We start from the raw sequence: 21907 nt of genomic DNA, 5'->3' as shown, positions 1-21907 counted from the left end.
GTGGCGAACGAGACCAGGAGACATAGTGGCGAGTCAGGGTCAGCGTTTCCGGCGCAAGGCGCTCCGCCGGGGATACAAGGTCGACGAGGTGGATGCCTTCCTCGACCGGGTCGAGGCGACGCTCGACGGCCGTCAGGTCGGCGCGCCGGTAGCCTCCCAGGAGGTCCACGACGTCGTCTTCCGGGTCCGCTTCAACGGCTACGACGAGTGGCAGGTCGACCTGCACCTGGACCGGGTCGAGCGGCAGTTGGCCGAGCTTGAGGAGCGCACCAGCGCCGGTCGTGGTGGCGACCCCCGCATGGGTGACCGGATGGGTCCACCGGACCGGATGGGGCCACCGCCGCGCGATGACCGGGGCATGCTCCCGCAGCCGATGCCGCCCCGGCCGATGCCCGCCCAGGCCGGTCCGCCCGCTGACCGCTACGGCCGATACGACGAGCCGACCGGTGCCTTCTCCGGTGGGTACGACGCCCCCCGGGGCGGTTACGACGCGCCGCGAGGCCAGGCCGGTCCCGGCCCCATGGGCCCCGGTGCTCAGATGGGCCCTGGCGGCCCGATGAACCCCGGCCCGATGCCGGGCCACGGGCTTCCGCCGCGCGGCCTGCCCGCCGGCCCCAGCGGTTACGGCCCGGACGACCAGCGCGGGCCCGGCGGTTACGGCCCCGACGATCAGCGCGGCCCCGGCGGGTACGGCCCGGACGACCAGCGCGGCCCCGGCGGGTACGGGCCGGACGATCACCGCGCACCTGGTGGGTACGGGCCGGACGATCACCGCTCGCCCGGTGGATACGGGCCGGACGACCAGCGCTCGCCCGGCGGGTACCCGGAGGAGCCGCGCTTCGACGGCTTCGAGGCCGGGCGGCGCGGTCGCGCCGACATGACCGCGGAGATCCGGATGCCGGAGCGGGACCTGCGTGACATGCGCCGGGGCCCCGCCGGTCCGCCTCCGCTGCCGCAGCAGGGCATCGGTGGCCCGCCGATGGCCGGTCCGCCCGCCGTCGCCGGTCCGCCGATGGGTGGCCCCCCGATGGCTGGCCCGCCGATGGCTGGCCCGCCCGGCAGCGATCTCTACCGGGTCGACCAGATCCGCCGGAGTTTCCAGGTACGCCGCTTCGGCAGCGGGTACGACCCCGACCAGGTGGACAGGTTCTTCGACACTCTGCTCGGCGGCATGCAGCGCCGCAACCCGATGCCGGTCGACCCGAAGGACCTGGACACGCTCCGGTTCGGCCTGGTGCCCGGTGGCTACTTCGAGGCTGAGGTCGACGCAGCGCTCAAGGACGTGCAGGACATCCTCTTCGGGCGCTGACGCCGACGCGTACGGACGAGGGCCCGTCCCCCGGGTGGGGGCGGGCCCTCGGCGTTGTCGTCCGGGTGCGGGTCGGGTCAGGAGCGCAGACCGTTGCGCCGCAGCACGACGTCGCCGATCACGATGATCAGCAGCAGTGCGGCCAGGCCGATCAGCCAGATGTCCTCGACCTTGCCCTCGTGGTTGCCGCAGATCATCGCCAGCAGCGCCAGTGCGGAGAGCACGGCGCCGATCTGCCCGGCCTTGCGGTGCCCGGGCTTGTGCTGGTCTGGCGACGTTACCGGCTCGCTTCCTGCCACTGTCGGTCCTTCCCTCGCGATCGGATCTTTGGTTAGTCTGGCACGCCTCGTGCCGGCCCCGGCGCAGGGTCCGACCAGAACTCGTGCCGGCCCCGGCGCAGGGTCCGACCAGAAGCGGAGCCGGCCGGCGGTGCCCCGGTTGGCTGAGCCCGTTCTGGCTGGGTCGAACGGCACTACCGGCGTCGCGGGGCGGCGGTCAGACTCGCTCCGGTAGCGTTTGGCGTACACCTGATTGTCTGTTTGAGGGGGACTGTGCGGTGCGAGTGACCGGAACCGGGCACGCCAGCATGCGGATCGACACGGCCGCGGGCAGCATCCTGTGCGACCCGTGGGTCAATCCGGCCTACTTCGCGTCGTGGTTTCCGTTCCCGGACAATTCCCTGCTCGACTGGGAGAGCCTGGGCCAGGTCGACTACCTGTACGTCTCCCACCTGCACCGGGACCACTTCGACGCGAAGCATCTGCGGGATTTCGTCTCGAAGGACGCCACAGTCCTGCTCCCGGAGTTCCCGACCTCGGAGATGGAGGACGAGTTCCGGGCGCTGGGCTTCACGAAGTTCCTGAAGGCCCCCAACGAGCAGGTCGTCGAGCTGCCCGGCGGTCTGAAGATCATGATTCAGGCGCTGACCAGCCCGACCGACGGGCCGATCGGTGACTCCTCGCTCTGGGTCGAGTACGACGGGGTGCGGCTGCTCAACCAGAACGACGCCCGCCCCACCGACCTGAGCGTCTTCGCCGAGTTGGGGCACGTGCACGCGCACCTGCTCCAGTTCTCCGGGGCGATTTGGTACCCGATGGTCTACGAGTTGCCGCAGGCGGCGAAGACCGCGTTCGGCAAGCAGAAGCGCGACAGGCAGTTCGACCGGACGTGGCGCTACATCGACGACCTGAAGGCCGACCACGTCTTCCCGATCGCCGGCCCGCCGTGCTTCCTCGACGACGCGCTGTGGCAGTTCAACGACATCCACGGCGACGAGGGCAACATCTTCCCCGACCAGTCCGTCTTCCTGTCGGAGTACGCCAAGGTCGGCGGCACCAACGGCATCGTGCTGCTGCCGGGCAGCGTCGCCGAGGTGACCACCGAGGGCGCGAGCACCACCCACCCGGTGCCGGTGCAGGAGTTCTTCGCCAACAAGGTCGCCCACCTGGAGGAGATGCGGGAGCGCAAGCGCCCGATCATCGAGGCGGAGAAGGCGTCCTGGCGGCACCCCGAGGTGGACGTGCTCGGCGAGATGAAGCGGCGCATCGAACCGCTGCTCGACGAGTCGATCTACCTGGCCAAGGGGGTGGGCGGCCCGGTCCGCTTCGACCTGGTCGGCTACGACGGCGAGAGCGTCGAGTCGATAGTTGTGGATTTCCCGGGTAAGGAGGTCCGGCCGTACGCCGAGGAGAAGGTCCGCTACCGATTCCGTACCGACCGGTCGCTGATCGAGCACCTGCTCTTCATCGACGAGGTGGACTGGGTCAACTCGCTCTTCCTGTCCTGCCGGTTCTCGGCGGCCCGGATCGGGCAGTACAACGAGTTCGTCTACGCGTTCTTCAAGTGCCTCTCCGAGGAGCGACTCCAGTACGCCGAGGGCTGGTACGACGAGCACGAGCGCAGCACCGACGCCGAGGACATCACGTTGGGCGACTGGGTGGTGCAGCGGCGCTGCCCGCACCTGAAGGCGGACCTGACCCGCTTCGGCATCGTCGAGGGTGACCAGCTCACCTGCCAGCTGCACGGCTGGCGCTTCGACCTGCCCTCCGGCCGCTGCCTGACCAGCGTCGGCCACAAGGTGAGAGCCCACCGCGTAGACGCCGAAACCCCAGCCCCAGCCGGCGAAGCCACCATCTAACCCCCAACCCCTGAGCCCCAACCCCACCCCTGAGCCCGGTTGATCATGAAGTTATTGCTGCGACACGCCGATGCGGCGGGCAATAACTTCATGATCACCGGGGGCGAGGGCCGGGCGGGCCGGGGGCGAGGGCCGGGCGGGCCGGGCGGGCCGGGGGCCGGGGGTGGGGTTAGGAGGACAGGTCGGTGAGGATTCGGCGGGCGGCGTTGTGGCCGGCGGCGCCGATGACGCTCCCGGCCGGGTGGCAGCCGGCGCTGCCGGCGTACACGCCGTCGATCCCGGTGGCGTAGGGCATCCGGTCGGTGAAGGAGACAGTGTTGTCGACGTGGTGGATGTGCCCGCCGGTGATGCCGAAGTGCGCCTCGATGCCGGGTGGGGCCAGCGGCACCGCGTCGGCGATCAGGTCGGCGGTGCCCGGGGCGTACCGCTCGACGATCCCGATGAGCCGGTCGGTGTAGCCGGGCAGTTCCGCGTCCCAGGTGGTGCCGGCCAACTCGTAGGGCACCGACTGGACGAACAGCGCCGACGAGTGGTGCCCGGCGGGGTCGGAGAGCGACGGGTCGACAGTCGTGTGCAGGTACCACTCGATCGTGGGCTCCGCCGGCAGCCGCCCGGCCTGCACGTCCGCCCACATGCCGCGCAGCGCGGTCATCGGTGAGGTGGTGTCCCCGCCGACAAGCGACGCCGAGCCGGGCAGCAGGTGGATTGTCGAGCCGAACGGGCTGGGCGCGTCCGCCGGCAGGCAGGCGAAGCGCGGCAGCCCGATGAGCGCCAGGTTGAGCTTCAGGGTGGTGCCGGGGCGGCGGACCGCCGCCATCCGATCGCCGAGTGGCGCCGCGAGCGCGCCGTCGGGCAACAGGTCCATCAGCCGGTACGGGTCACACGCGCCGAGCACCACCCGGGCGGCGACCTGTCGGCCGTCGGCAAGCACCACTCCGCTGGCCGCGCCACCGTCCAGGGTCACCGCGCGCACCGGCGTACCGGTCCGGATTGTCGCCCCGGCGGCACGGGCGGCGTCGGCGAACGTGCGGGAGACGGTGCCCATCCCACCCTCGGCGATCATCCAGGTGCCGCCCGACCCGGGTAGCCGGCACATGTTGTGCACGAGGAAGTTGTGGCCGGTGCCGGGGTCGTCCGGTCCGGCGTTGAGCCCGGACAGGCCGTCGGTGACCGCGTACATGCTGACAAGCAGTTCGGAGCGGAACTCGAACCGGGCCAGGTAGTCGGCGACCGAGCCCCGCACCAGGTCGACGAAGACCTGCCGCAGCGCCGGGCGGACATGCCGTTCGGCGGTCTCCTCGACGGTGAGTGGCTCGGCCAGCCAGGCGGGGGCGAGGTCCTCGCGCAGCGCGGCCAACTCGGCCTGCATGGCGTCGTCGGCGGCGACGTCGGCGGGGGAGAAGAACTCGGCGAGCTGCGCCCGGGTGGCGGCGGTGTCACTGCCGAAGAGCAGGTACGGCGAACCGGGGCCGCCCGGTGTGGGCAGGAAGTAGTGCGGGTCGCGGCGCAGCACCGGGATCCGTACGTCGAGTGTGGCGAGCAGTTCCGGGGGCATCAGCCCGAGCAGGTACGAGCCGGTGGAGTGCCGCAGCGCGGGCACCTTCGGGAACGGGTTCTCGGTGCGGGTCGCGCCGCCGATCACGTCGGCGGCCTCCAGCACGAGGACGTCCAGGCCGGCGCGGGCCAGCAGCACTGCGGAGACCAGACCGTTGTGCCCGGCGCCGACGATCACCACATCGGCGCGGGCCGGAATCTCACTGCTCATGCCGCCGCAGCCTAGTCCGCGGGTCGGCCCAGGTCACCCCTTCCGCCGGCTTCGGTGATCAAGAGGTTGGCGTGGTCCGGGCGCCACCTGTCGACGAACTCTGCGCCCACCGGCGCGGTAGGCGGAGGGTGAAGGTGGAGCCCTGGTCGGGGGTGCTTGTGGCACTGATCGTGCCGTGGTGGGCCTCGACGAGTTTGCGGACGATCGCCAGGCCGAGCCCTCTCCACCCCCTGATCAACCCGGCTGGGTCGGGCTGCGGGAGGCGCGGATGGTGCGCCAGCGGGAGAGGGCCAGGGTGGCGGAGTAGCCGGCCAGGACGATCACGTGGAACACGTACAGCCACAGGAGCACGGCCACGCCCGCGCCGATCTCGTCGAAGCCACCGAACGGCACGCCCAGGTCCAGCGGCAGGGAGGCGAACAGCACGAAACCGTGTAGGAACCCGGAGAGGTTGGCCGCCGTGAACGACCCGATGCCGAGGGTGGATAGCCAGTCCGGCGACGCCGGCCCGACCACCCGGAACACCCAGACCAGCACGGGGGTGAGCACCAGCCAGACCGCCAGGAAGGAGAGCACCACGCCGAGTACGCCGACCCAGCCGCCCTGGCGGACCAGGCGGGTGGTGAGCGGCAACGCCAGCAGGATCGACAGCAGCAGCGCGGGAGCCGGCGCGAGCAGCGGCAGCAACAGCAGTCGGCCGCGCCACCCCACCAGGTGCTCGTCGGTACGCGGCGCGGCAACCGACACGAACGCCCGGCGCAGCCCCTCGCCGTACAGCGACGCGGGCAGCAGCGAGGCCAGCGCCAGCAGCGGGGTCAACCGCACCCCGGCGTCGACGAGCGCGTCCACCGCCTGCGGTGCGCCGATCGCGGTGGGCAGGGCCTCCACGGCGTACGAGGTGAGCCGGCGAACCCGATCGGCTCCGGCGATGAGCGAGGTGAGCCAGAGGGCCAGCAGCGCCACCGGCACCACGGCGATCGCGCCGTAGAAGGTGATCGCGGCGGCGTGCAGTGACAGGTCCCGTCCGCGCACCGGACGGAACGCGGCACTGGTGATCCGTTTTGCGCGCTGCCATCCGTTGCCCATCGGGTCCTCCTTCCCTGTCGGCGCGGCCGTCACTCCTTAAGATCGCCTGTCATGACTGTTCTCACCACCGAACGTCTCATCCTGCGCGACTGGACCGACGATCCGGCGGACCTGGCCCGGATCTACGACATCTACTCCCGTCCCGAGATCACGCGCTGGTTGGCGGTGTCGCCCGGCCTGCCGATGACCGACCCGGCCCAGGCCGCCGAGCGGCTGCGGTTCTGGCGGGACCGGCACGCTGACGACGCCGGCCGGTACGGCACCTGGGCGATCGAGGTACGGGAGACCGGTGTGGTGGCCGGCACGGTGTTGCTCAAGCCGCTGCCGGGGACGCCGGAGACGCAGCTCACCGGTGACATCGAGACGGGCTGGCACCTGCACCCGGATTCGTGGGGTCACGGCTACGCCACCGAGGCGGCCCGCGCGCTGCTGGCGCGGGAGTTCGCTACCGGCACGCGGGAGATCTACGCGGTCGTGTCGCCGGGCAACGAGCCGTCGATGGCTGTCGCCCGGCGGCTGGGCATGACCCACGTGGGTCAGCGCACCGACTGGTACGGCGGCGAGTTGTTGGAGACGTTCGTCCTGACCGCGCCGAACGGCTGATCGACCGCCGGAGGCGGACGGTTTGGAGCCCCGCCGGGCAGTGGTGGCCGGACCGCCGGTCCTGAAGCCACCGCTGCTCGGCCAGAGCGCCGGACGTCAGCTCAGACGGTCGGCACCGGCGCCAAGGCCGCCGCGAGGGCCTCGGCGTTCTTCTTGTCCACTCGGGGGAAGGTCAGGGTGATGCCGTCTCCCGCGTCGCCGAAGGCGAGGCGCAGCAGGCTCACGACGCCCATCTTCGCCTCGGCGAGCGCGACGTGCTCCCGAGGTACCTCGCCGAGGACACCGGTGCCGGGTCCGCCGAAGAAGGTCTGCGGCAGGAAGATCAGTCGCCGGTCGGTGAGGACGACGAACTGCTTCTTGGTCCGCGCCAGCGCGTGGCCGACCGCTCCGGCACCGGCGGTGATCAGTCCCTGTGCGACGACCGTACCGAGTCGACCGGCCGAGAACTTCCCGACCAACGCCCGGGTCGCCGTGACCGGCTGTTCCCCGGGTTGCAGGATCGACGCCACCCGCTCGAACGCGCGCGCCTGAAGCTTCTGGTTCATGTGGTCCCCTCCGTGTGTGACCGTGATCGTCGCCGATGCTCGCGGAGTGGGGCACGCCGGGCCATCGGTCGATCAGTCGCATGATCATGGCGGTCGGCCATGGTCGGCGTCGGGTCACCCGCCGTGGCGGGCCGGCCCGCAGGGGCCGTCGTGGGCGTCGCGACGCCGGCACCGGCCGACTCCGTCGAGCCGGGCGTCACAGAACACTCGGGTACGCAGAAACTGCGCGTCCTCCTCGCTGAGCGTCGCCTCGCCGAAGTCGACGACGGCGAGGTGGCCGAGCGAGTCGCGCAGTGCCACGGCCAGCGCGGTGACCTCGTCGAGGCTGGTCAGCGTGGTCGGCAGGTGGATGATCCAGCGTGGCGCGGTCGCGATGCTCATGGCAGGATCACCGTTCCTCCCTCCACCAGGGTCTGGATCTGCCCGTCGGTCAGGCCGCGCTCGTGGAGGACGCGACGGCCCCAGCGGTGCAGCCGGCACGGGTGCCGAGCGTCGTCCTTGCGGCAGCGCTCGCCGTCGAGCCGTTGCTCGGGGCCGTGCACGGTGACCGCCCGCAGCGCGAACACGACGTCCTCTCTGGTCACGTAGGGCGGCAATGGCAGTTCGTCGGTCGGTTCCATGGCCGTCCCTCGGCTGGTTGTTCGTGGTTGCTGGTCATCAACGAGGGTCATTCCGATGCTGGCCCAACGCAATCTTTCGGAGCAGAATGCGAACCAAGGGATGAGGTGTCTTACGCGGCGACAGCCAGGGAGATGACGTGGACGACTCCGGCAGCACAGTCCCACGCAGGCAGCTCGGCAGATATCTGAGAGAGCTTCGCGAAAATGCCTACGTGACGGTTACCGCGGCGGCCAAGGAATTGGAATGGTCGGCACCGCGAATCTGGCGCTACGAGACCGGTCAGGTCTCCATGCACCCGAACGACGTGGCGGCCATGTGCCGGGTCTACGGCGCGTCCCCGGAGACGATCGAGACGATGCGGGCGCTGGCCCGGGAGACCAAGGCGCACGGCTGGTGGCACAGCTACGGCGAGGCGATCAAGGACTGGTTCAAGCTGTACGTCGGCCTGGAAGCCGCCGCGACGCGCATCCGTAAGTACGAGGCCGATCTCATCCCGGGGCTGTTGCAGACGGTGGAGTACATGACCGAGGTGATCGCCACCGACCACCCGCAGTTGGGCGAGCCGGAGCGTCAGGCGAAAGTCGACGTGCGGCTGCGCCGCCAACGCCTGCTGGCGCGGGCGATACCTCGCGCGCCGCGCCTCGACGTCATCCTGAGTGAGGCGGTGTTGCGCCGGCCGCTGCGCGATCGGGCGGCGATGGCCCGACAGCTGGAGTCGCTTGTGGTGTCGTCGCGGCAACACAACATCGGCATCCGGGTGTTGCCGCTCGACGCGGGGCTGGTGCGCTGGGCGCAGGCCGGCACCTTCACCATGCTCGACTTCCCGTCCGAGGTGCGCGAGCCGGAGCCGACCACGATCTACATGGACGGGCCGTGCGGCGCGGTCTACCTTGACAAGACCCACGAGATCGAGATCTACGAGGACGCCTGGCGCTCCCTCGGCGAGCGGGCGCTGGGCGTCGACGAGTCCCGCGAGCTGATCGCGGCGATAGCGAAGGAGATGACAGATGGTGCGTGACGGAATCTGGCGCACGTCGTCCCGGTCCGGTGGCGAAGGCGACTGCGTCGAGGTGGCGGGCTTCGCCGAGTCGGTCGGCGTACGCGACAGCAAGGACCGGCAGGGGCCGGCGTTGACCTTCACCCCGTCGGCCTGGACCGCCTTCGTCGCGGCAACCCGAACGGTCCGGTTGAACACCTCGCACTGAACCGGCCGACCTGTTTCGCGAGCAGCCATGACCTGGGAGACGCCACACCTCCGGTGCGATGACCATGGGTAGTGCGCTGGCAGGGTCACATCGTGTCCCCAAGGTTGTTCGAGATGTTGGGCCATCGCGGTGATGCGTGGACGGCCAGGGCTGCGCTCGACCTTCTGCCCGAAAACAGCGGTCCACGGGTGGAGGTGCTGCGCGGATGCGTCGTGATCACGCCGGGTTCCGACGTTGACCGGCGGACGGTTCAGCGGGAACTCGGCTACCTGCTGAGGCAGGCCGCCCGCCGGGCAGAGCTGTGGCTCTACCACGGGGTGAACGTCGTCTCGGCTGACGACCTCTTCATTCCGGACATCGCCGCACTGAAGGTCCCCGGAGGCGGGCGAACGGCGATGAACATCGCGCACGCGGTGTTGCTGGGGGAGATCGTTTCGCCGGGTAATCGGCGCAAGGACGTGATCGACAGACCCCGCGAGTACGCAGCCGTCGGAGTGCCGTTCTTCCTCCGAGTGGACCTGCGCAACCGGGTGCCGACCATGGCCCTGTTCGAGCTGGTCGACGAGGAGTACCGGCCGGTGGCCGCCGCCGCGGCAGGCAGCACCTTCGTGATGCGGGAGCCGTTCGAGTTTGCCATCGACCCAGCCGACCTGCTCGACGAGGAGGCGCTGCCGGCCGCAACCACCGGCGACTCGGCTGACGACCTCGCTTGATCGACACGGCTTTCTTGAAGTCGGGGTGTCCTGGTGTCGGGATGCCGCGACTTCCTTGAAGCCGAGTCGATCAAGCGCTGGTGCCGGGCCGGGCCGGGGGAGCCCGACGCCGGGGGCTGAGGCTCCCAGCGGGCGTTCAGTGACGGTGGGGGAGAATGGCCGCGTGACTTCCCCCCGCGACCTCGTTCTGCTCGGGTCCACCGGTTCGATAGGTACGCAGGCCATCGACATCGTCCGGCGCAACCCGGACCGGTTCCGGGTGGTCGCGGTGGGCGCGGGTGGCGGAAACGTCGAGCTGCTCGCCGCGCAGGCCCTCGAACTGGGCGTCGAGGCGGTCGGGGTGGCCAAGGCGTCCGCCGCGCAGGACCTGCAACTCGCGTTCTACGCCGAGGCGAGCCGGCGTGGGTGGGCCACCGGTGACTTCAAGCTTCCCAAGATCGTGGCCGGGCCGGACGCGATGACCGAGTTGGCCCAGTGGCCGTGCGACATCGTGCTCAACGGGGTGGTCGGCTCGCTGGGCCTCGCTCCTACGCTGGCCGCGCTGCGTGGTGGTCGTACCCTCGCGCTTGCCAACAAGGAGTCGCTCGTCGCCGGCGGCCCGCTGGTCAAGGCCGCTGTGACGCGGCCGGGGCAGATCGTGCCTGTCGACTCGGAGCACTCGGCGCTGGCCCAGTGCCTGCGGTCCGGGGCGCGTGGCGAGGTGCGGCGGTTGATCGTCACGGCCAGCGGCGGCCCGTTCCGGGGGCGGCGGCGTGACGAGTTGACGCAGGTCACACCGGAGCAGGCGCTCGCGCACCCGACCTGGAACATGGGCCCCGTCGTCACGATCAACTCGGCCACCATGGTCAACAAGGCGCTCGAGGTGATCGAGGCGCACGAGCTGTTCGACGTGCCCTATGCCGACATCACGGTGATGGTGCACCCGCAGTCGGTGATCCACTCGATGGTCGAGTTCGTGGACGGGTCGACCATCGCCCAGGCCAGCCCACCGGACATGCGGCTGCCGATCGCGTTGGGCATCGGCTGGCCGGACCGGGTGCCCGAGGCCGCCACCGCCGTCGACTGGACGGCCGCGCACACCTGGGAGTTCGCGCCGCTCGACGACGAGGCGTTCCCGGCCGTCGCCCTCGCGAAGGCCGCCGGGGAGGCCGGGCGCAGCCGCCCGGCGATCTACAACGCGGCGAACGAGGAGTGCGTGGCGGCGTTCGTGGCCGGCCGGCTGCCGTTCCTGGGAATTGTCGACACCCTCGAACGGGTGTTGGAGGACGCTCCGGACTTCGCCGAACCAGGTACCGTCGAGGACGTGCTCGCGGCCGAGTCGTGGGCACGCGCGCACGCGCAGGAGATCATCGCGGGTTCGGTGGAAGGAGCTTGATGTCGTACCTGCTCGGGGTGGTCCTCTTCGCCCTGGCCATTCTCGTCTCGGTGAGTCTGCACGAGGCGGGGCACCTGCTGACCGCCAAGATGTTCGGGATGAAGGTCACCAAGTACTTCGTCGGCTTCGGCCCCACCATCTGGTCGTTCAAGCGGGGTGAGACCGAGTACGGCGTCAAGGGCATCCCCCTCGGCGGTTTCTGCAAGATCGTCGGGATGACGCCGCAGGACGACGACGTCGAGCCAGGCGACGAGTCACGGGTGATGTGGCGTTACCCGGTCTGGAAGCGGACGATCGTGATGGCCGCCGGGTCGATCACGCACTTCGCGCTCGCCCTGATCACCATCTGGATCCTCGCCGTCTCCGCCGGCCTGCCCAACCCGGACTTCCCGACCACCGACGCGCAGGCCCGTCAGGAGCCGGCCGTCATCCGGCTCAGTGACTGCGTGGTGGCGGAGAACTCGGTGCGCGCCTGCGCCCCCGGCGATGCGGCCAGCCCTGCCGCCCAGGCGCAGTTGAAGAACGGTGACCGGATCACGGCGATCAACGGCACCCCGATCAACTCCTACGGCGACGTGCTCACCACGTTGCGCGGGCTCAAGCCCGGCGACACCGCGCAGATCGCGTACGTCCGCGACGGGCAGCCGGGCACCACCAGCACGGTGCTCGCACAGACTCAGCGTCCGCCGCTGGACAACCCGAACGGCACCGCCGCGCCGGTGGCCGCGCTCGGCGTCGGGCTCGTTCCCAGCACCCCCACCCGTGTGACGTACGGCCCGGTCGGCGCCTTCGGGGCCACCGCCGACTTCACGGGTGACCTGGCCGTCGGCACCGCCCAGGCGCTCCAGCGCCTCCCGCAGAAGGTCCCCGCCCTGTGGACCGCCCTCACCGGCGGCGAGCGTGACGTGGACACCCCGATCAGCGTGGTCGGCGCCAGCCGGCTCGGCGGCGAGGCGGTGGAGAACAACGCCTGGCTGGTCTTCTTCATGCTCTTCGTGTCGCTGAACTTCTTCATCGGCGTGTTCAACCTGCTGCCGCTGCTCCCGGTCGACGGCGGCCACATCGCCATCGCCTGGTTCGAACGGGCCCGCTCCTGGGTCTACGCGAAGATCGGCCGGACCGACCCCGGCCGGGTGGACTACCTCAAACTGATGCCCTTCACGTACGCGGTGATCCTGATCGGTGGCGCGTTCACGCTGCTGACCATCGCCGCGGACGTGGTCAACCCCATCACGCTCTTCTCAAGGTGAGTGCCTGAAGTGACAGCTATCAGTCTCGGTATGCCCGCCGTGCCGCCCCCGCCGCTCGCTCCCCGCCGGGCCAGCCGCCAGATCATGGTCGGTTCGGTGCCGGTCGGCGGCGGTGCGCCGGTGTCAGTGCAGTCGATGACCACGACCCTCACCTCAGACGTCAACGCCACGCTCCAGCAGATCGCCGAGCTGACCGCGTCCGGTTGCCAGATCGTCCGGGTCGCCGTGCCGTCCCAGGACGACGTCGAGGCGCTGCCCGCGATCGCCAAGAAGTCGCAGATCCCGGTGATCGCCGACATCCACTTCCAGCCCAAGTACGTCTTCGCCGCGATCGACGCCGGCTGCGCGGCCGTCCGGGTCAACCCGGGCAACATCCGGCAGTTCGACGACAAGGTCAAGGAGATCGCGGCAGCGGCCTCCGCCGCCGGTACGCCGATCCGGATCGGCGTCAACGCCGGCTCGCTCGACAAGCGGCTGCTGACCAAGTACGGCAAGGCCACCGCTGAGGCGCTCGTCGAGTCGGCGCTGTGGGAGTGCTCGCTGTTCGAGGAGCACGGCTTCCGTGACATCAAGATCTCGGTCAAGCACAACGACCCGGTCGTGATGATCCGCGCGTACCGGCAGCTCGCCGAGCAGTGCGACTACCCGCTGCACCTGGGCGTCACCGAGGCCGGCCCGGCCTTCCAGGGCACCATCAAGTCGGCTGTCGCCTTCGGTGCCCTGCTCGCCGAGGGGATCGGCGACACCATCCGGGTGTCGCTCTCCGCCCCGCCGGTCGAGGAGATCAAGGTCGGCAACCAGATCCTGGAGTCGCTGGGCCTGCGGGAGCGGGGCCTGGAAATCGTCTCCTGCCCGTCCTGCGGTCGCGCCCAGGTGGACGTCTACAAGCTCGCCGAGGAGGTCACCGCCGGTCTGGAAGGGCTGCCGGTGCCGCTGCGGGTCGCCGTGATGGGCTGCGTCGTCAACGGCCCGGGTGAGGCCCGCGAGGCCGACCTCGGCGTCGCCTCCGGCAACGGCAAGGGCCAGATCTTCGTCAAGGGCCAGGTCGTCAAGACGGTCCCCGAGGGGCAGATCGTGGAGACGCTCATCGAGGAGGCGCTGCGGATCGCCGACGAGATGGGCGCCGAGCTTCCCGAGGAACTGCGCGGGCTGGTCACCGGCCCGACAGTGACCGTCCACTGATCTTCCACATGGAGAAAGCGGCCGTTCCCCGGGTGGGGAGCGGCCGCTTTCGTCGTTGAGTCCGTGTCCGTGTCCGTGGCGCTGGTGTGGCCTCGGGTCACTCGGATTCGGCGAGGATCGCGTACAGCTTGCGGCGCGTCTCGTCGAGCACCTTGGCGGCCCGCTCACGCTGGTCGTCGGTGCCGTTCATCATGACCTGGCGCAGGGCGTTCATCGCCTGCGCGCCGGAGTCGCGGATGTCGTGCCAACTGCTCACCGTGCCTTGGGCGACGTCGGCCCAGGCCGGGGTCTGCGCGGCCTCGGCGGCTTCCGCCTGACCGGCCTCGCTCACCGTGAAGCGCTTCCGCCCGCCGCCGGACTCCTCCGTGCTGGCGACGATCACGCCCTCGTCCTCAAGTAGCTGGAGGGTCGGGTAGATCGACCCGGGGCTCGGCCGCCACGCACCGCCGGTGCGGGAGTCGATCTCCTGGATCATCTCGTAACCGTGCATCGGCCGCTCGGTGAGCAGGGCCAGCACGGCGGCCCGGACGTTGGGGCGTCGGCCCCGACCCCGGCCACGGCCGCGACCACCCCAGGGGCCGCCGTGTCCGTGCTCGTGCGGACCGGGCGGGATCGGTGGGAAGCCGAATCCGCGCATCCGAGCCTCGTGCATCGGGTGGTGCTGTCGATGGAACCGCATCGGGTTCATCCCTTCCTCGTACTGTCGCTGATGCATCAACGATATATCGGCAATGCATCGTCGACAACCCGTACTCTTGCATGCGACTGCTTCCCCCACCGGGCCCGGCCCGGGTCCTCACCCTCGGAACCCTCGTCAAGACCGTCGGCCGAGGGCTTGCTCACGTGACCGGGGAGGTGTGGCACTCCGCCGCCGGCTGGGGCATCTCCTTCGGGCTGGCCCCGGCGGGCTGGGGCGTACCTGGATGGCTGTTGCTTGGTGCCCTGTTTCTCCTGCTCGGCGCCCTGGTGCCCCCGGTTGTCCGGTGGGCCGGGCGGACCCGGCCGGCCAGCGGGCCGGCCGAGCCGGTGCCGGCCTTGTCACTCGACCGGCGAAGCGGGGGGTCGATCTGGCAGGCTGGTAGTCGTGCTGACGGTGCCGGTACGCCAACTGGGGGAATCGGAGCGCCGCGCGGTCGAGCGTCTACTCGACCATGACCCGTTCGCGGGCGCGCAGGTCGCCGAGCGGATAGCCGCGCGTGGGCTCTCCTGGTGGCGGGCCGAGGGCCGGATCCTGGGGTACGGTGCGCGCCGCAACCTGGAATCGCTGTGCTGGCTCGGCGGCAACCTCACGCCGGTGTTGGCTACCGACGCCGCCGTGGCCGCCTTCGCCGATCTGCTCGCCAGCGAGGAGCGGCTCTGCTCCTCCATCGTCGGCCGAGCCGATGCGGTGCTGGGGCTGTGGGACCGGCTCTCCGACACCTGGGGGCCAGCGCGGGACGTCCGCTCCAACCAGCCACTGCTGGTCACCGACACCATGCCACAGGTCCCGGTCGACCCGGAGGTGCGCCGGGTCCGCTCCGGCGAGGTCGACCGGCTCTTCCCGGCCGCGGTGGCCATGTACACCGAGGAGGTAGGCGTTTCCCCGCTGGCCGAGGACGCCGGGCGCAGCTACCGCCGGCGGGTGAACGACCTGGTCCGGTCCGGTCGGGCGTACGCCCGCTTCGTCGACGGCAAGGTCGTGTTCAAGGCCGAGTTGGCAGTGGTCACCAAGCGGACGGCGCAGGTCCAGGGCGTCTGGGTGGCACCGGAGTGGCGGGGTCGGGGGATCGCGACGGCCGCCATGGCGGCAGTGGTCCGCGACGCGCTGCTGCGGGTCGCCCCCACTGTCAGCCTGTACGTGAACGACTTCAATCTGCCGGCCCGCCGGGTCTACGAGCGCTGCGGCTTCCAGCCGATCGGCACCCTCGCCACAGTCCTCTTCTGACCGCGTACCTGAGCCGCGCGCCGTGGCTCCGCCGGCGGATCCTGGGCGATCTCCGCGCACCCGACAACGCGTTGTGGCCCGTCTGTGCACAGCCGAGTCCGGAAACGCCGTTGGCCGGCACCCCGGGTTGTGGGGTGCCGGCCAGCGGTCGGTGGTTGTGCGGTGGGGGTCAGCTGTTCCAGTGCTGGCCGACCAGGTCGGTGGCCTGCTGCTCCCACTGGGCGTACGCGTCCGGGTACGCCGAGACCTGCACGGTCTGCGCGGCGTCGGTCAGCGGCATGTCCTGCCACCGGTCAACCTGCTTCAGACCCTTGAGGAACGCGGTCGTCGAGTACTCGGGGTCGGTGATCTGCTCCGGCGTACCCCAACCACTGGACGGGCGCTGCTGGAACAGGCCCAACGAGTCGTGGTCGTTCCTGTCACCGAGGTGACCCAGGTTCTCCAGCTTCGACTCCTGCAGGCTCGTCGCGATCGAGATCACCGCGGCCCGCTCCGGCAGACCCGCCTTCTTCGTCGCGGCGATGATCGCCTTGACGTTCGCGGTCTGCTCACCGTTCAGGTCGATGTGGGACTGGTCGCCCTGCGGCTTCGGCGCGCTGGTCTGCACCGCCACAGCGGCGGGCTTGGCATCGACCGGGTTGGCGTGGGCGGCGATCGGACCGGCGAACACACCACCGGCGAACGCGAGACCAGCAACAGACAGCACGCTCTTACGGAAGATCGTGTTCATGGGGAAAGCTCCTTCGGGGGTAAGGACACCCGCCTGAGGGCAACGGATGTGAGCACCTCGTCCGGCGCTACAAAAACGGGGGAAAGTTTGGGGGTCGGCGGCCTGCGAGCGGGGGGCTCGCGGCGCCGGGGGGGTGTAACGACCCGGGGACCGTTGTCATTCCGGGGGGCGGCCCATCGGCTGGCACCCGGTGGAGCGGGGTGCTGGTCGGGCCTGAGTCCAGGTGTAACGACCTACGGACCGCTGTCATTCCGGGGGTGGCCGGTCGAGGCGACCTGGCCGTGGTGCTGCGATCGTCAGGGTGTGTAACGACCCCGGTCCGGCCATCATTCCGCCCCGCGGGCGCGAGCGGTCACCATCCACGGCTCGGTAACCGGACAAACTGCCCAGTTTGCCCGTGGCTGGATCCCTCAACCACGCCAATCCGGCGTGATCCACTCGGCTTCACGGAAGTCGCGGCATCCGGTGCGTTCTGACACCCCGACATCAATGAAACCGAGTCGATCACGCGGCGTCCGATGGCGCGTGGCGCGGCGGAGTCGTAGCCAGCCGGACAAAACGCCCGGATCGGGAGTCCGGGTGTGGCGGGAGTTTTCGGGACGTGGCGTCAGGTGTCGGCCGGGGATGGCTCGTGGGGTCGCCCGAGGTGGTCGCCCGCTCACCGCCGACGCCGGCGGCGGTGGTGGCCGGCGCCACCGGTCGGGGGATGATGCCCTGCTCAGGGCCGGAAATTCGGTTGAATCTGGGCGTCGGCGCCGCCAGGCTGAAGTCTCCGCCACCCCACTCCCGGAGGACTTCCATGCGCCTGCTCCGTGATCTGTGGGGCACCTCGGCACGTCGGATGACGATCGTGGCCGTCCTGATCGTGCTCGGCGCCGCCGGCCAGGCGGGCGCCTCGGCGCTGGCCGGTGCGGTGCTTGTGCACCGGTCGGCCGGTTTCTTCGCCGTGCTGGCCGGCGCGCTTGTCGCGGTGGTGCTCAGCGACCTGGCGGTGAGCCTGCTGATGGCCGGCCTGACCGCGGACTGGTCCGCCGACGTGCGCCGCCGGCTCTGCCGGGTCGCACTCGGGCAGGACCTGCCCACCCTGGAGACCACCCCGGTGGGTGAGCTGCTCGACCGGATCGACGGCGACGTCTACCAGGTGGCGTCGGCGATCCGTAACCAGGGCACCCGGCTCGCCCAGGGGCTCTGCGTCGGCCTGTTGTCGATGATCGTGGCGCTGGCCGTGTGGTGGCCGGCCGGGGTCGCGATGCTGCTGCTCACCGTGCTGCTCGGGGCTGGCCTGCGCCGGCCCACAGCCCGGATCGCCCCGGCCCGGATGCGCGAGGAGGAGGCCTGGTCCGACCTGGCCGCCGTGATGGAGGAGGCGGTCCACGGCCAGGACGACGTCCGCACCAGCCTGGCCCGGCCGTACGTGCTGCGGCTGTACGCCCGGCGGGCCGCCGCCGTGCTGTCCCGGGGCGGCGTGGTCTGGGTGTTGTCCGCCCGGGTGGCGACGGCGGCCACCGCGACGATCCGGGTCGGCATCGGCGTGGTGGTGCTCGGTGGGGCCTGGGCGTTGACCACCGACCGGATCGACGCCGCCCGGCTCACCGCCATCTGGTTGCTCGCCCTGGCGTTCGGGGCCACCGCCGAACATGTCAGCCGGATGGTGCCGGAGATCCAGGAGGCGCTCGGCGCGTGGGCCCGGGTGCGGTTGCTGCACGGGGCTCGGCAGGAGCCCGTCGGCGGCGCCAGCCCGACCGAGGGTGACCTGCGCATCCGCGACCTGACCTTCGAATACGAGGTGAGTGGCCCGGAGGGTGGCCGGGGGGCCGCGTTGCGGGGGCTCAGCCTCACCTTCGCGCGTGGCCGCTCGTACGCGCTCATCGGGCGGACCGGTTCGGGCAAGTCGACGTTGGCGAAGGTGCTCACCAGGGCGGTCGACGTGCCGACGGGCACTGTCTTCCTCGGCGGCACCGACCTGTGTGACCTCGACGTCGAGCAGCTGCGCCGGTGGGTGGCACTGGTGCCGCAGCGCACCGAGATCCTGGCCGGCACGCTCGCCGAGAACGTCGCGCTCTACGACCCCGAGCTGCTCGACGCCGCGGCGAGGGCACTCGACGAGTTGGGCCTGGCCGGCTGGATCGCCGAGTTGCCCGACGGGTTGGCGACCCGGCTGGGCGAGGGCGGACACGTGCTCTCCGCAGGCCAGGAGCAGCTTGTGGCGTTCGCCCGGATCCTGGTCCGTGACCCGCATGTGGTGATCCTCGACGAGGCCACCGCGCGGCTGGATCCGGTCACCGAGGCGCGGGTGCAGCGGGCCACCGAACGACTGCTGCGCGACCGGATCGGCATCGTCATCGCGCACCGGCTCTCCTCGGTGCGCCGCTGTGACGAGGTGGTGGTGCTTGCCGACGGCGCGGTGGTCGAGGCCGGTCCACTGCAGACGTCGACGCGTTTCGCCGAGTTGCTGGCCACCAGTCACGCCGCCGCGTACGCCGGCGCCGCACCGAGCGGCCGTACCGGCGCGGGCACCGACCTGCTGGTCGGGCCCGGCCCGGCCGAGGCCTGGCCGAGCGGGCCGACGAGCGAGCCGGTGGAGCAGGCCGGGCCGGCCGGGCAGGTCGGGCGGACGCGGGCCGACCCACCACCGCTGCCGCCGGTGCCGCCGGCCCGGACGCTGCGGGAGATCTTCCGGCTCTGTCTCAACGATCCCCGCTACGGGATGGCCGCGATCGGGTTGTTCCTCGGGCTCAGCCTGCTGGGGCTGGACGGGCCGGTGCTGCCGTGGCTCTGGGCCGACCTGGTCGACGGGACCGGCAACCCGTACCTGCCGGCGATCGGGATCGTGGCGGGGCTCCTGGTCACCCTGCCGCTGCCGTATTACACCCACGTCTGGTTCCCGCAGTGGTGGGTGCGGCAGATGTTGCGGATCGGTCTGCGTCTGGTGCACGGCCAGACCGGGCCGCGCCGGGTCAGCTCGCACACCCCGGCCGAGGTCGTGGCGCAGGGCGGCGACACCGAGCGGGTGGTCCAGCTCGCCGACAACGTGCTGGACCAGGCCGTCGCGCTGGTCCTGGTGGTCGCCATGACGGCGGTCACCGGCAGCGTCGTGCCTGGCCTGTTCTTCCTCGGCACGATGGTCGTCTCCGGGCTGGCCGCGACGCTGTTCGGGCCGAGACTCGAACGGGCGGCGCGGGCGACGGTGGCGGCACGGGCCGCCTTCGCGACGGCGCTGGTCTCCGCGCTCTCCGCGGCCCGCACGGTGAAGCTCGCCGGCGCTACCACCGCGGTGCTGCGCCACCTGGCGGACCTGGACGTGCTGCGCAGCGACCGGCAGCGGCGGGAGATCTCGGTGCAGGTGTGGGCGCGTTCCACGCCGTCGATGGCCAGCGGCCTGTTGCCGATCGGCGCGTGGGCGCTCTACCTGGGCGGCTCGCTGTCCGCCGGGGCGGTGCTGGTGGCCGTGTCCACGCTGGGCGCGGCGCGTTGGTTCGCCTGGACCACCGCTTCGCTGATCTCCCAGCTACCGTCGGCGCGCGTCTGGACGCGGCGTACGGCGGCGATGACCGGGGTGAGCGCGTACTCCGCCGGGGTTCCGGCTGTCGACCTGGCCGCCGGGACGGCGCCCGCGCCGACACCCGCGCCGCGGCATCCGCTGCGCCGGCTGGAGTTGCGCGGCTTCGGGGTGGTGCACTCCGACGGTACGGTGGCCGTCCGCGACGTGGACCTGACAGTGCGGCGGGGGCAGTTGGTGCTCGTCGTCGGGCCGGTGGGTGCGGGCAAGTCCTCGCTGCTGCGGGCGCTTGCCGGGATCGTGCACCACACCGGTGAGCTGGCCTGGAACGGCGACCCGGTCACCGAGCCGGAGCTGTTCCTGCGACCCAACCAGGTCGGCTACGTCGGCCAGTTGCCCCGGGTGCTGTCCGGCACCGTCGCCGACAACATCGCGCTCGGGCACCAGGTGGACGCGGCCGGCGCGGTGAGCACCGCCCAGCTCGACCACGACCTGGCCGCAGCCGGCGGTGGGCTGGGTCTGCTCATCGGGCACAAGGGCACCCGGCTCTCCGGCGGGCAGTTGCAGCGGTTGGCGCTGGCCCGCGCGCTGGCACCGCGTACCGAACTGCTCGTCGCCGACGACGTGTCGTCGGCGCTGGACGTCACCACCGAGCTGGCGCTGTGGCAGGCGTTGCGCGAGCACGGGGTGACGGTCGTCGGTTCGACGGCGAAGCGCGCGGCGCTGGTGCGGGCCGACCACGTGGTGGTGTTGCTCGGCGGGGCGGTCGCGGCCCAGGGCAGCTGGCAGGACCTGGAGGGCGACTGGTCACACCTGGCCGGCTGAGCGGTCGGGCGGCTGCCGAGGTTACGGCAGCCGCCCGACCGACGTCGGTGTCAGTAGGCGCGGGCGTACTGGTCGGGTCCGCGGTACGCGACGCCGAGCTTCGCGGCGGCCCGGCGCGGCCAGTACGGGTCGCGCAGCAACTCCCGGCCGAGCAGCACCAGGTCGGCCTCCCCGCCCGCGATGATCTGCTCGGCGTGCTCCGGCTCGACGATCAGACCCACCGCGCCGGTGGGCACCCCTGCCTCGCGGCGGATCTGGGCGGCCAGCGGCACCTGGTAGCCGGGGCCGAGCGGGACGCGCTGGTCGGCGCTGACGCCACCGGAGGAGGTGTCGACCAGGTCGACGCCGACGCCGGCCAGCTCAGCGGCGAGCACCACGCTGTCCTCGATCGTCCAGCCGCCCTCGACCCAGTCGGTGGCCGAGATGCGGGTGAGCACCGGCACGTCCTCGCCGACCGCCGCGCGTACCGCGCGGGCCACCTCAAGTGTGAGCCGCATCCGGGCGGCCCGGTCGCCGCCGTAACCGTCGGTGCGGTGGTTGGTGAGCGGCGAGAGGAACTCGTTGAGCAGGTAACCGTGCGCGGCGTGGATCTCCACGGCGGCGAAGCCGGCGGCCAGCGCCCGTTCGGCGGCGGCCGCGAACGCCTCGACCACGCCGGCGACGCCGGCCTCGTCGAGGGCGGTCGGCGTCCGGTAGCCGGCGGTGAACGGCTGGGAGCCGGGCGCGACTGGCGTCCAGCCGCCCTCGGTGTCCGGCACACCGCCGCGCTCCGGTGCCCACGGCCGGTACGTGGACGCCTTGAACCCGGCGTGCGCGAGCTGCACGGCGGGCACCGCGCCGTGGGCGGCGACGAACGCCGTCACCGGTCGCCAGGCGTCGACGTGGGCACCGGACCACAGCCCGGTGTCCTGGGGGCTGATCCGGCCCTCGGGGAGTACTGCGGTCGCCTCGGTCATCACCAGACCGGCACCGCCGACCGCGCGACTGCCCAGGTGGATCAGGTGCCAGTCGGTGGGCAGACCGTCGGGGCCGGCGGAGTACTGGCACATCGGCGCCATGGCGACCCGGTTGGGCAGGGTGACCGCGCGCAGGGCCAGGGGGGTGAACAGGGAACTCATGGGGGTCATCCTCTCGGAGA

The 21907-nt window shown here is 71.3% G+C and carries 20 protein-coding genes and 1 pseudogene; 11 read left to right on the top strand and 10 right to left on the bottom strand.

The features are described from left to right. The first annotated feature begins 25 nt into the window (after nt 1-25). The gene (locus AB0B86_RS20655; protein WP_357409168.1) at nt 26-1309 is read left to right on the top strand and encodes a DivIVA domain-containing protein; all 1284 of its coding nucleotides are present in this window, start codon (nt 26-28) and stop codon (nt 1307-1309) included. 77 nt (nt 1310-1386) lie between these two features. On the opposite strand, the gene AB0B86_RS20650 is transcribed toward AB0B86_RS20655, so the two are convergent. Next, nucleotides 1387-1608 (bottom strand): DUF2631 domain-containing protein, encoded by a 222-nt coding sequence (locus tag AB0B86_RS20650; RefSeq protein WP_272616168.1) that lies wholly within the window; start codon nt 1606-1608, stop codon nt 1387-1389. Nucleotides 1609-1865: 257 nt separating this feature from the next. On the opposite strand from AB0B86_RS20650, the gene AB0B86_RS20645 reads away from it, so the two are divergent. Next, the gene (locus AB0B86_RS20645) at nt 1866-3446 is read left to right on the top strand and encodes a Rieske 2Fe-2S domain-containing protein (protein WP_357419304.1); all 1581 of its coding nucleotides are present in this window, start codon (nt 1866-1868) and stop codon (nt 3444-3446) included. A 169-nt stretch (nt 3447-3615) separates the two neighbouring features. On the opposite strand, the gene AB0B86_RS20640 is transcribed toward AB0B86_RS20645, so the two are convergent. The 3 genes and pseudogenes from AB0B86_RS20640 to AB0B86_RS20630 all read right to left on the bottom strand — a co-directional run bounded on the left by AB0B86_RS20640 (nt 3616) and on the right by AB0B86_RS20630 (nt 6297). After that, the gene (locus AB0B86_RS20640; protein WP_357419300.1) at nt 3616-5211 is read right to left on the bottom strand and encodes an NAD(P)/FAD-dependent oxidoreductase; all 1596 of its coding nucleotides are present in this window, start codon (nt 5209-5211) and stop codon (nt 3616-3618) included. Nucleotides 5212-5269: 58 nt separating this feature from the next. Beyond that, nucleotides 5270-5431 (bottom strand): annotated as a pseudogene (locus AB0B86_RS20635) (ATP-binding protein); the annotation flags it as partial. Nucleotides 5432-5445: 14 nt separating this feature from the next. Then, complete coding sequence (locus AB0B86_RS20630; protein WP_357419296.1) at nt 5446-6297, bottom strand: YhjD/YihY/BrkB family envelope integrity protein; 852 nt, start codon at nt 6295-6297, stop codon at nt 5446-5448. 51 nt (nt 6298-6348) lie between these two features. On the opposite strand from AB0B86_RS20630, the gene AB0B86_RS20625 reads away from it, so the two are divergent. Beyond that, a complete protein-coding gene (locus AB0B86_RS20625; RefSeq protein WP_357409159.1) occupies nt 6349-6900 on the top strand; it encodes a GNAT family N-acetyltransferase in 552 nt (183 codons plus the stop codon). A 101-nt stretch (nt 6901-7001) separates the two neighbouring features. Here the strand turns inward: AB0B86_RS20625 and AB0B86_RS20620 are convergent, their stop codons facing one another. The 3 genes from AB0B86_RS20620 to AB0B86_RS20610 all read right to left on the bottom strand — a co-directional run bounded on the left by AB0B86_RS20620 (nt 7002) and on the right by AB0B86_RS20610 (nt 8065). Beyond that, entirely contained in the window at nt 7002-7445 is a 444-nt protein-coding gene (locus AB0B86_RS20620) for a hypothetical protein (protein WP_357409157.1), read from the bottom strand. Nucleotides 7446-7559: 114 nt separating this feature from the next. Further along, the gene (locus AB0B86_RS20615) at nt 7560-7826 is read right to left on the bottom strand and encodes a hypothetical protein (protein ID WP_357409155.1); all 267 of its coding nucleotides are present in this window, start codon (nt 7824-7826) and stop codon (nt 7560-7562) included. Next, nucleotides 7823-8065, bottom strand: a complete 243-nt coding sequence (locus AB0B86_RS20610) for a hypothetical protein (protein ID WP_357409153.1) — start codon at nt 8063-8065, stop codon at nt 7823-7825. The genes AB0B86_RS20615 and AB0B86_RS20610 overlap by 4 nt, the downstream gene beginning before the upstream one ends. A gap of 137 nt (nt 8066-8202) precedes the next feature. Here AB0B86_RS20610 and AB0B86_RS20605 point away from each other — a divergent pair, with 137 nt between their 5' ends. The 6 genes from AB0B86_RS20605 (at nt 8203) to ispG (ending at nt 13791) form a co-directional block, all read left to right on the top strand. Continuing rightward, nucleotides 8203-9084, top strand: coding sequence for a helix-turn-helix transcriptional regulator (locus AB0B86_RS20605; RefSeq protein WP_357409151.1), 882 nt, complete (start codon nt 8203-8205; stop codon nt 9082-9084). A gap of 4 nt (nt 9085-9088) precedes the next feature. Then, nucleotides 9089-9271 carry a DUF397 domain-containing protein gene (locus AB0B86_RS20600; RefSeq protein WP_357409199.1) on the top strand — a complete coding sequence of 61 codons (183 nt, stop codon included), beginning with the start codon at nt 9089-9091 and terminating at the stop codon, nt 9269-9271. Between the two features lie 113 nt (nt 9272-9384). Further along, nucleotides 9385-9984, top strand: coding sequence for a Uma2 family endonuclease (locus AB0B86_RS20595; protein ID WP_357409197.1), 600 nt, complete (start codon nt 9385-9387; stop codon nt 9982-9984). A gap of 163 nt (nt 9985-10147) precedes the next feature. Further along, the gene (gene dxr / locus AB0B86_RS20590) at nt 10148-11359 is read left to right on the top strand and encodes a 1-deoxy-D-xylulose-5-phosphate reductoisomerase (protein ID WP_357419292.1); all 1212 of its coding nucleotides are present in this window, start codon (nt 10148-10150) and stop codon (nt 11357-11359) included. After that, nucleotides 11359-12609, top strand: a complete 1251-nt coding sequence (locus AB0B86_RS20585) for a site-2 protease family protein (RefSeq protein ID WP_357409147.1) — start codon at nt 11359-11361, stop codon at nt 12607-12609. Before dxr ends, AB0B86_RS20585 begins: the two co-directional genes overlap by 1 nt. Before the next feature lie 9 nt (nt 12610-12618). After that, on the top strand, nt 12619-13791 hold the full coding sequence (gene ispG / locus AB0B86_RS20580; RefSeq protein WP_357409145.1) for a flavodoxin-dependent (E)-4-hydroxy-3-methylbut-2-enyl-diphosphate synthase: 1173 nt from the start codon (nt 12619-12621) through the stop codon (nt 13789-13791). A 97-nt stretch (nt 13792-13888) separates the two neighbouring features. Here the strand turns inward: ispG and AB0B86_RS20575 are convergent, their stop codons facing one another. Then, the gene (locus tag AB0B86_RS20575) at nt 13889-14470 is read right to left on the bottom strand and encodes a PadR family transcriptional regulator (RefSeq protein WP_357409143.1); all 582 of its coding nucleotides are present in this window, start codon (nt 14468-14470) and stop codon (nt 13889-13891) included. 405 nt (nt 14471-14875) lie between these two features. On the opposite strand from AB0B86_RS20575, the gene AB0B86_RS20570 reads away from it, so the two are divergent. Then, on the top strand, nt 14876-15715 hold the full coding sequence (locus tag AB0B86_RS20570; RefSeq protein WP_357409141.1) for a GNAT family N-acetyltransferase: 840 nt from the start codon (nt 14876-14878) through the stop codon (nt 15713-15715). A gap of 169 nt (nt 15716-15884) precedes the next feature. On the opposite strand, the gene AB0B86_RS20565 is transcribed toward AB0B86_RS20570, so the two are convergent. Then, a complete protein-coding gene (locus tag AB0B86_RS20565; protein ID WP_357419286.1) occupies nt 15885-16445 on the bottom strand; it encodes a hypothetical protein in 561 nt (186 codons plus the stop codon). Between the two features lie 799 nt (nt 16446-17244). Here AB0B86_RS20565 and AB0B86_RS20560 point away from each other — a divergent pair. Continuing rightward, complete coding sequence (locus AB0B86_RS20560) at nt 17245-20769, top strand: ABC transporter ATP-binding protein (RefSeq protein WP_357409137.1); 3525 nt, start codon at nt 17245-17247, stop codon at nt 20767-20769. A gap of 50 nt (nt 20770-20819) precedes the next feature. Here AB0B86_RS20560 and AB0B86_RS20555 read toward each other — a convergent pair whose 3' ends face one another. Beyond that, nucleotides 20820-21887 carry an NADH:flavin oxidoreductase/NADH oxidase gene (locus tag AB0B86_RS20555; RefSeq protein WP_357419284.1) on the bottom strand — a complete coding sequence of 356 codons (1068 nt, stop codon included), beginning with the start codon at nt 21885-21887 and terminating at the stop codon, nt 20820-20822. Nucleotides 21888-21907 lie beyond the last annotated feature (20 nt).

The organism is Micromonospora sp. NPDC049047 (assembly GCF_040649135.1).
Lineage (GTDB): Bacteria > Actinomycetota > Actinomycetes > Mycobacteriales > Micromonosporaceae > Micromonospora.
Note: the sequence above shows the minus strand (reverse complement) of the source record. Positions and strands in the feature narration are given on the sequence as shown.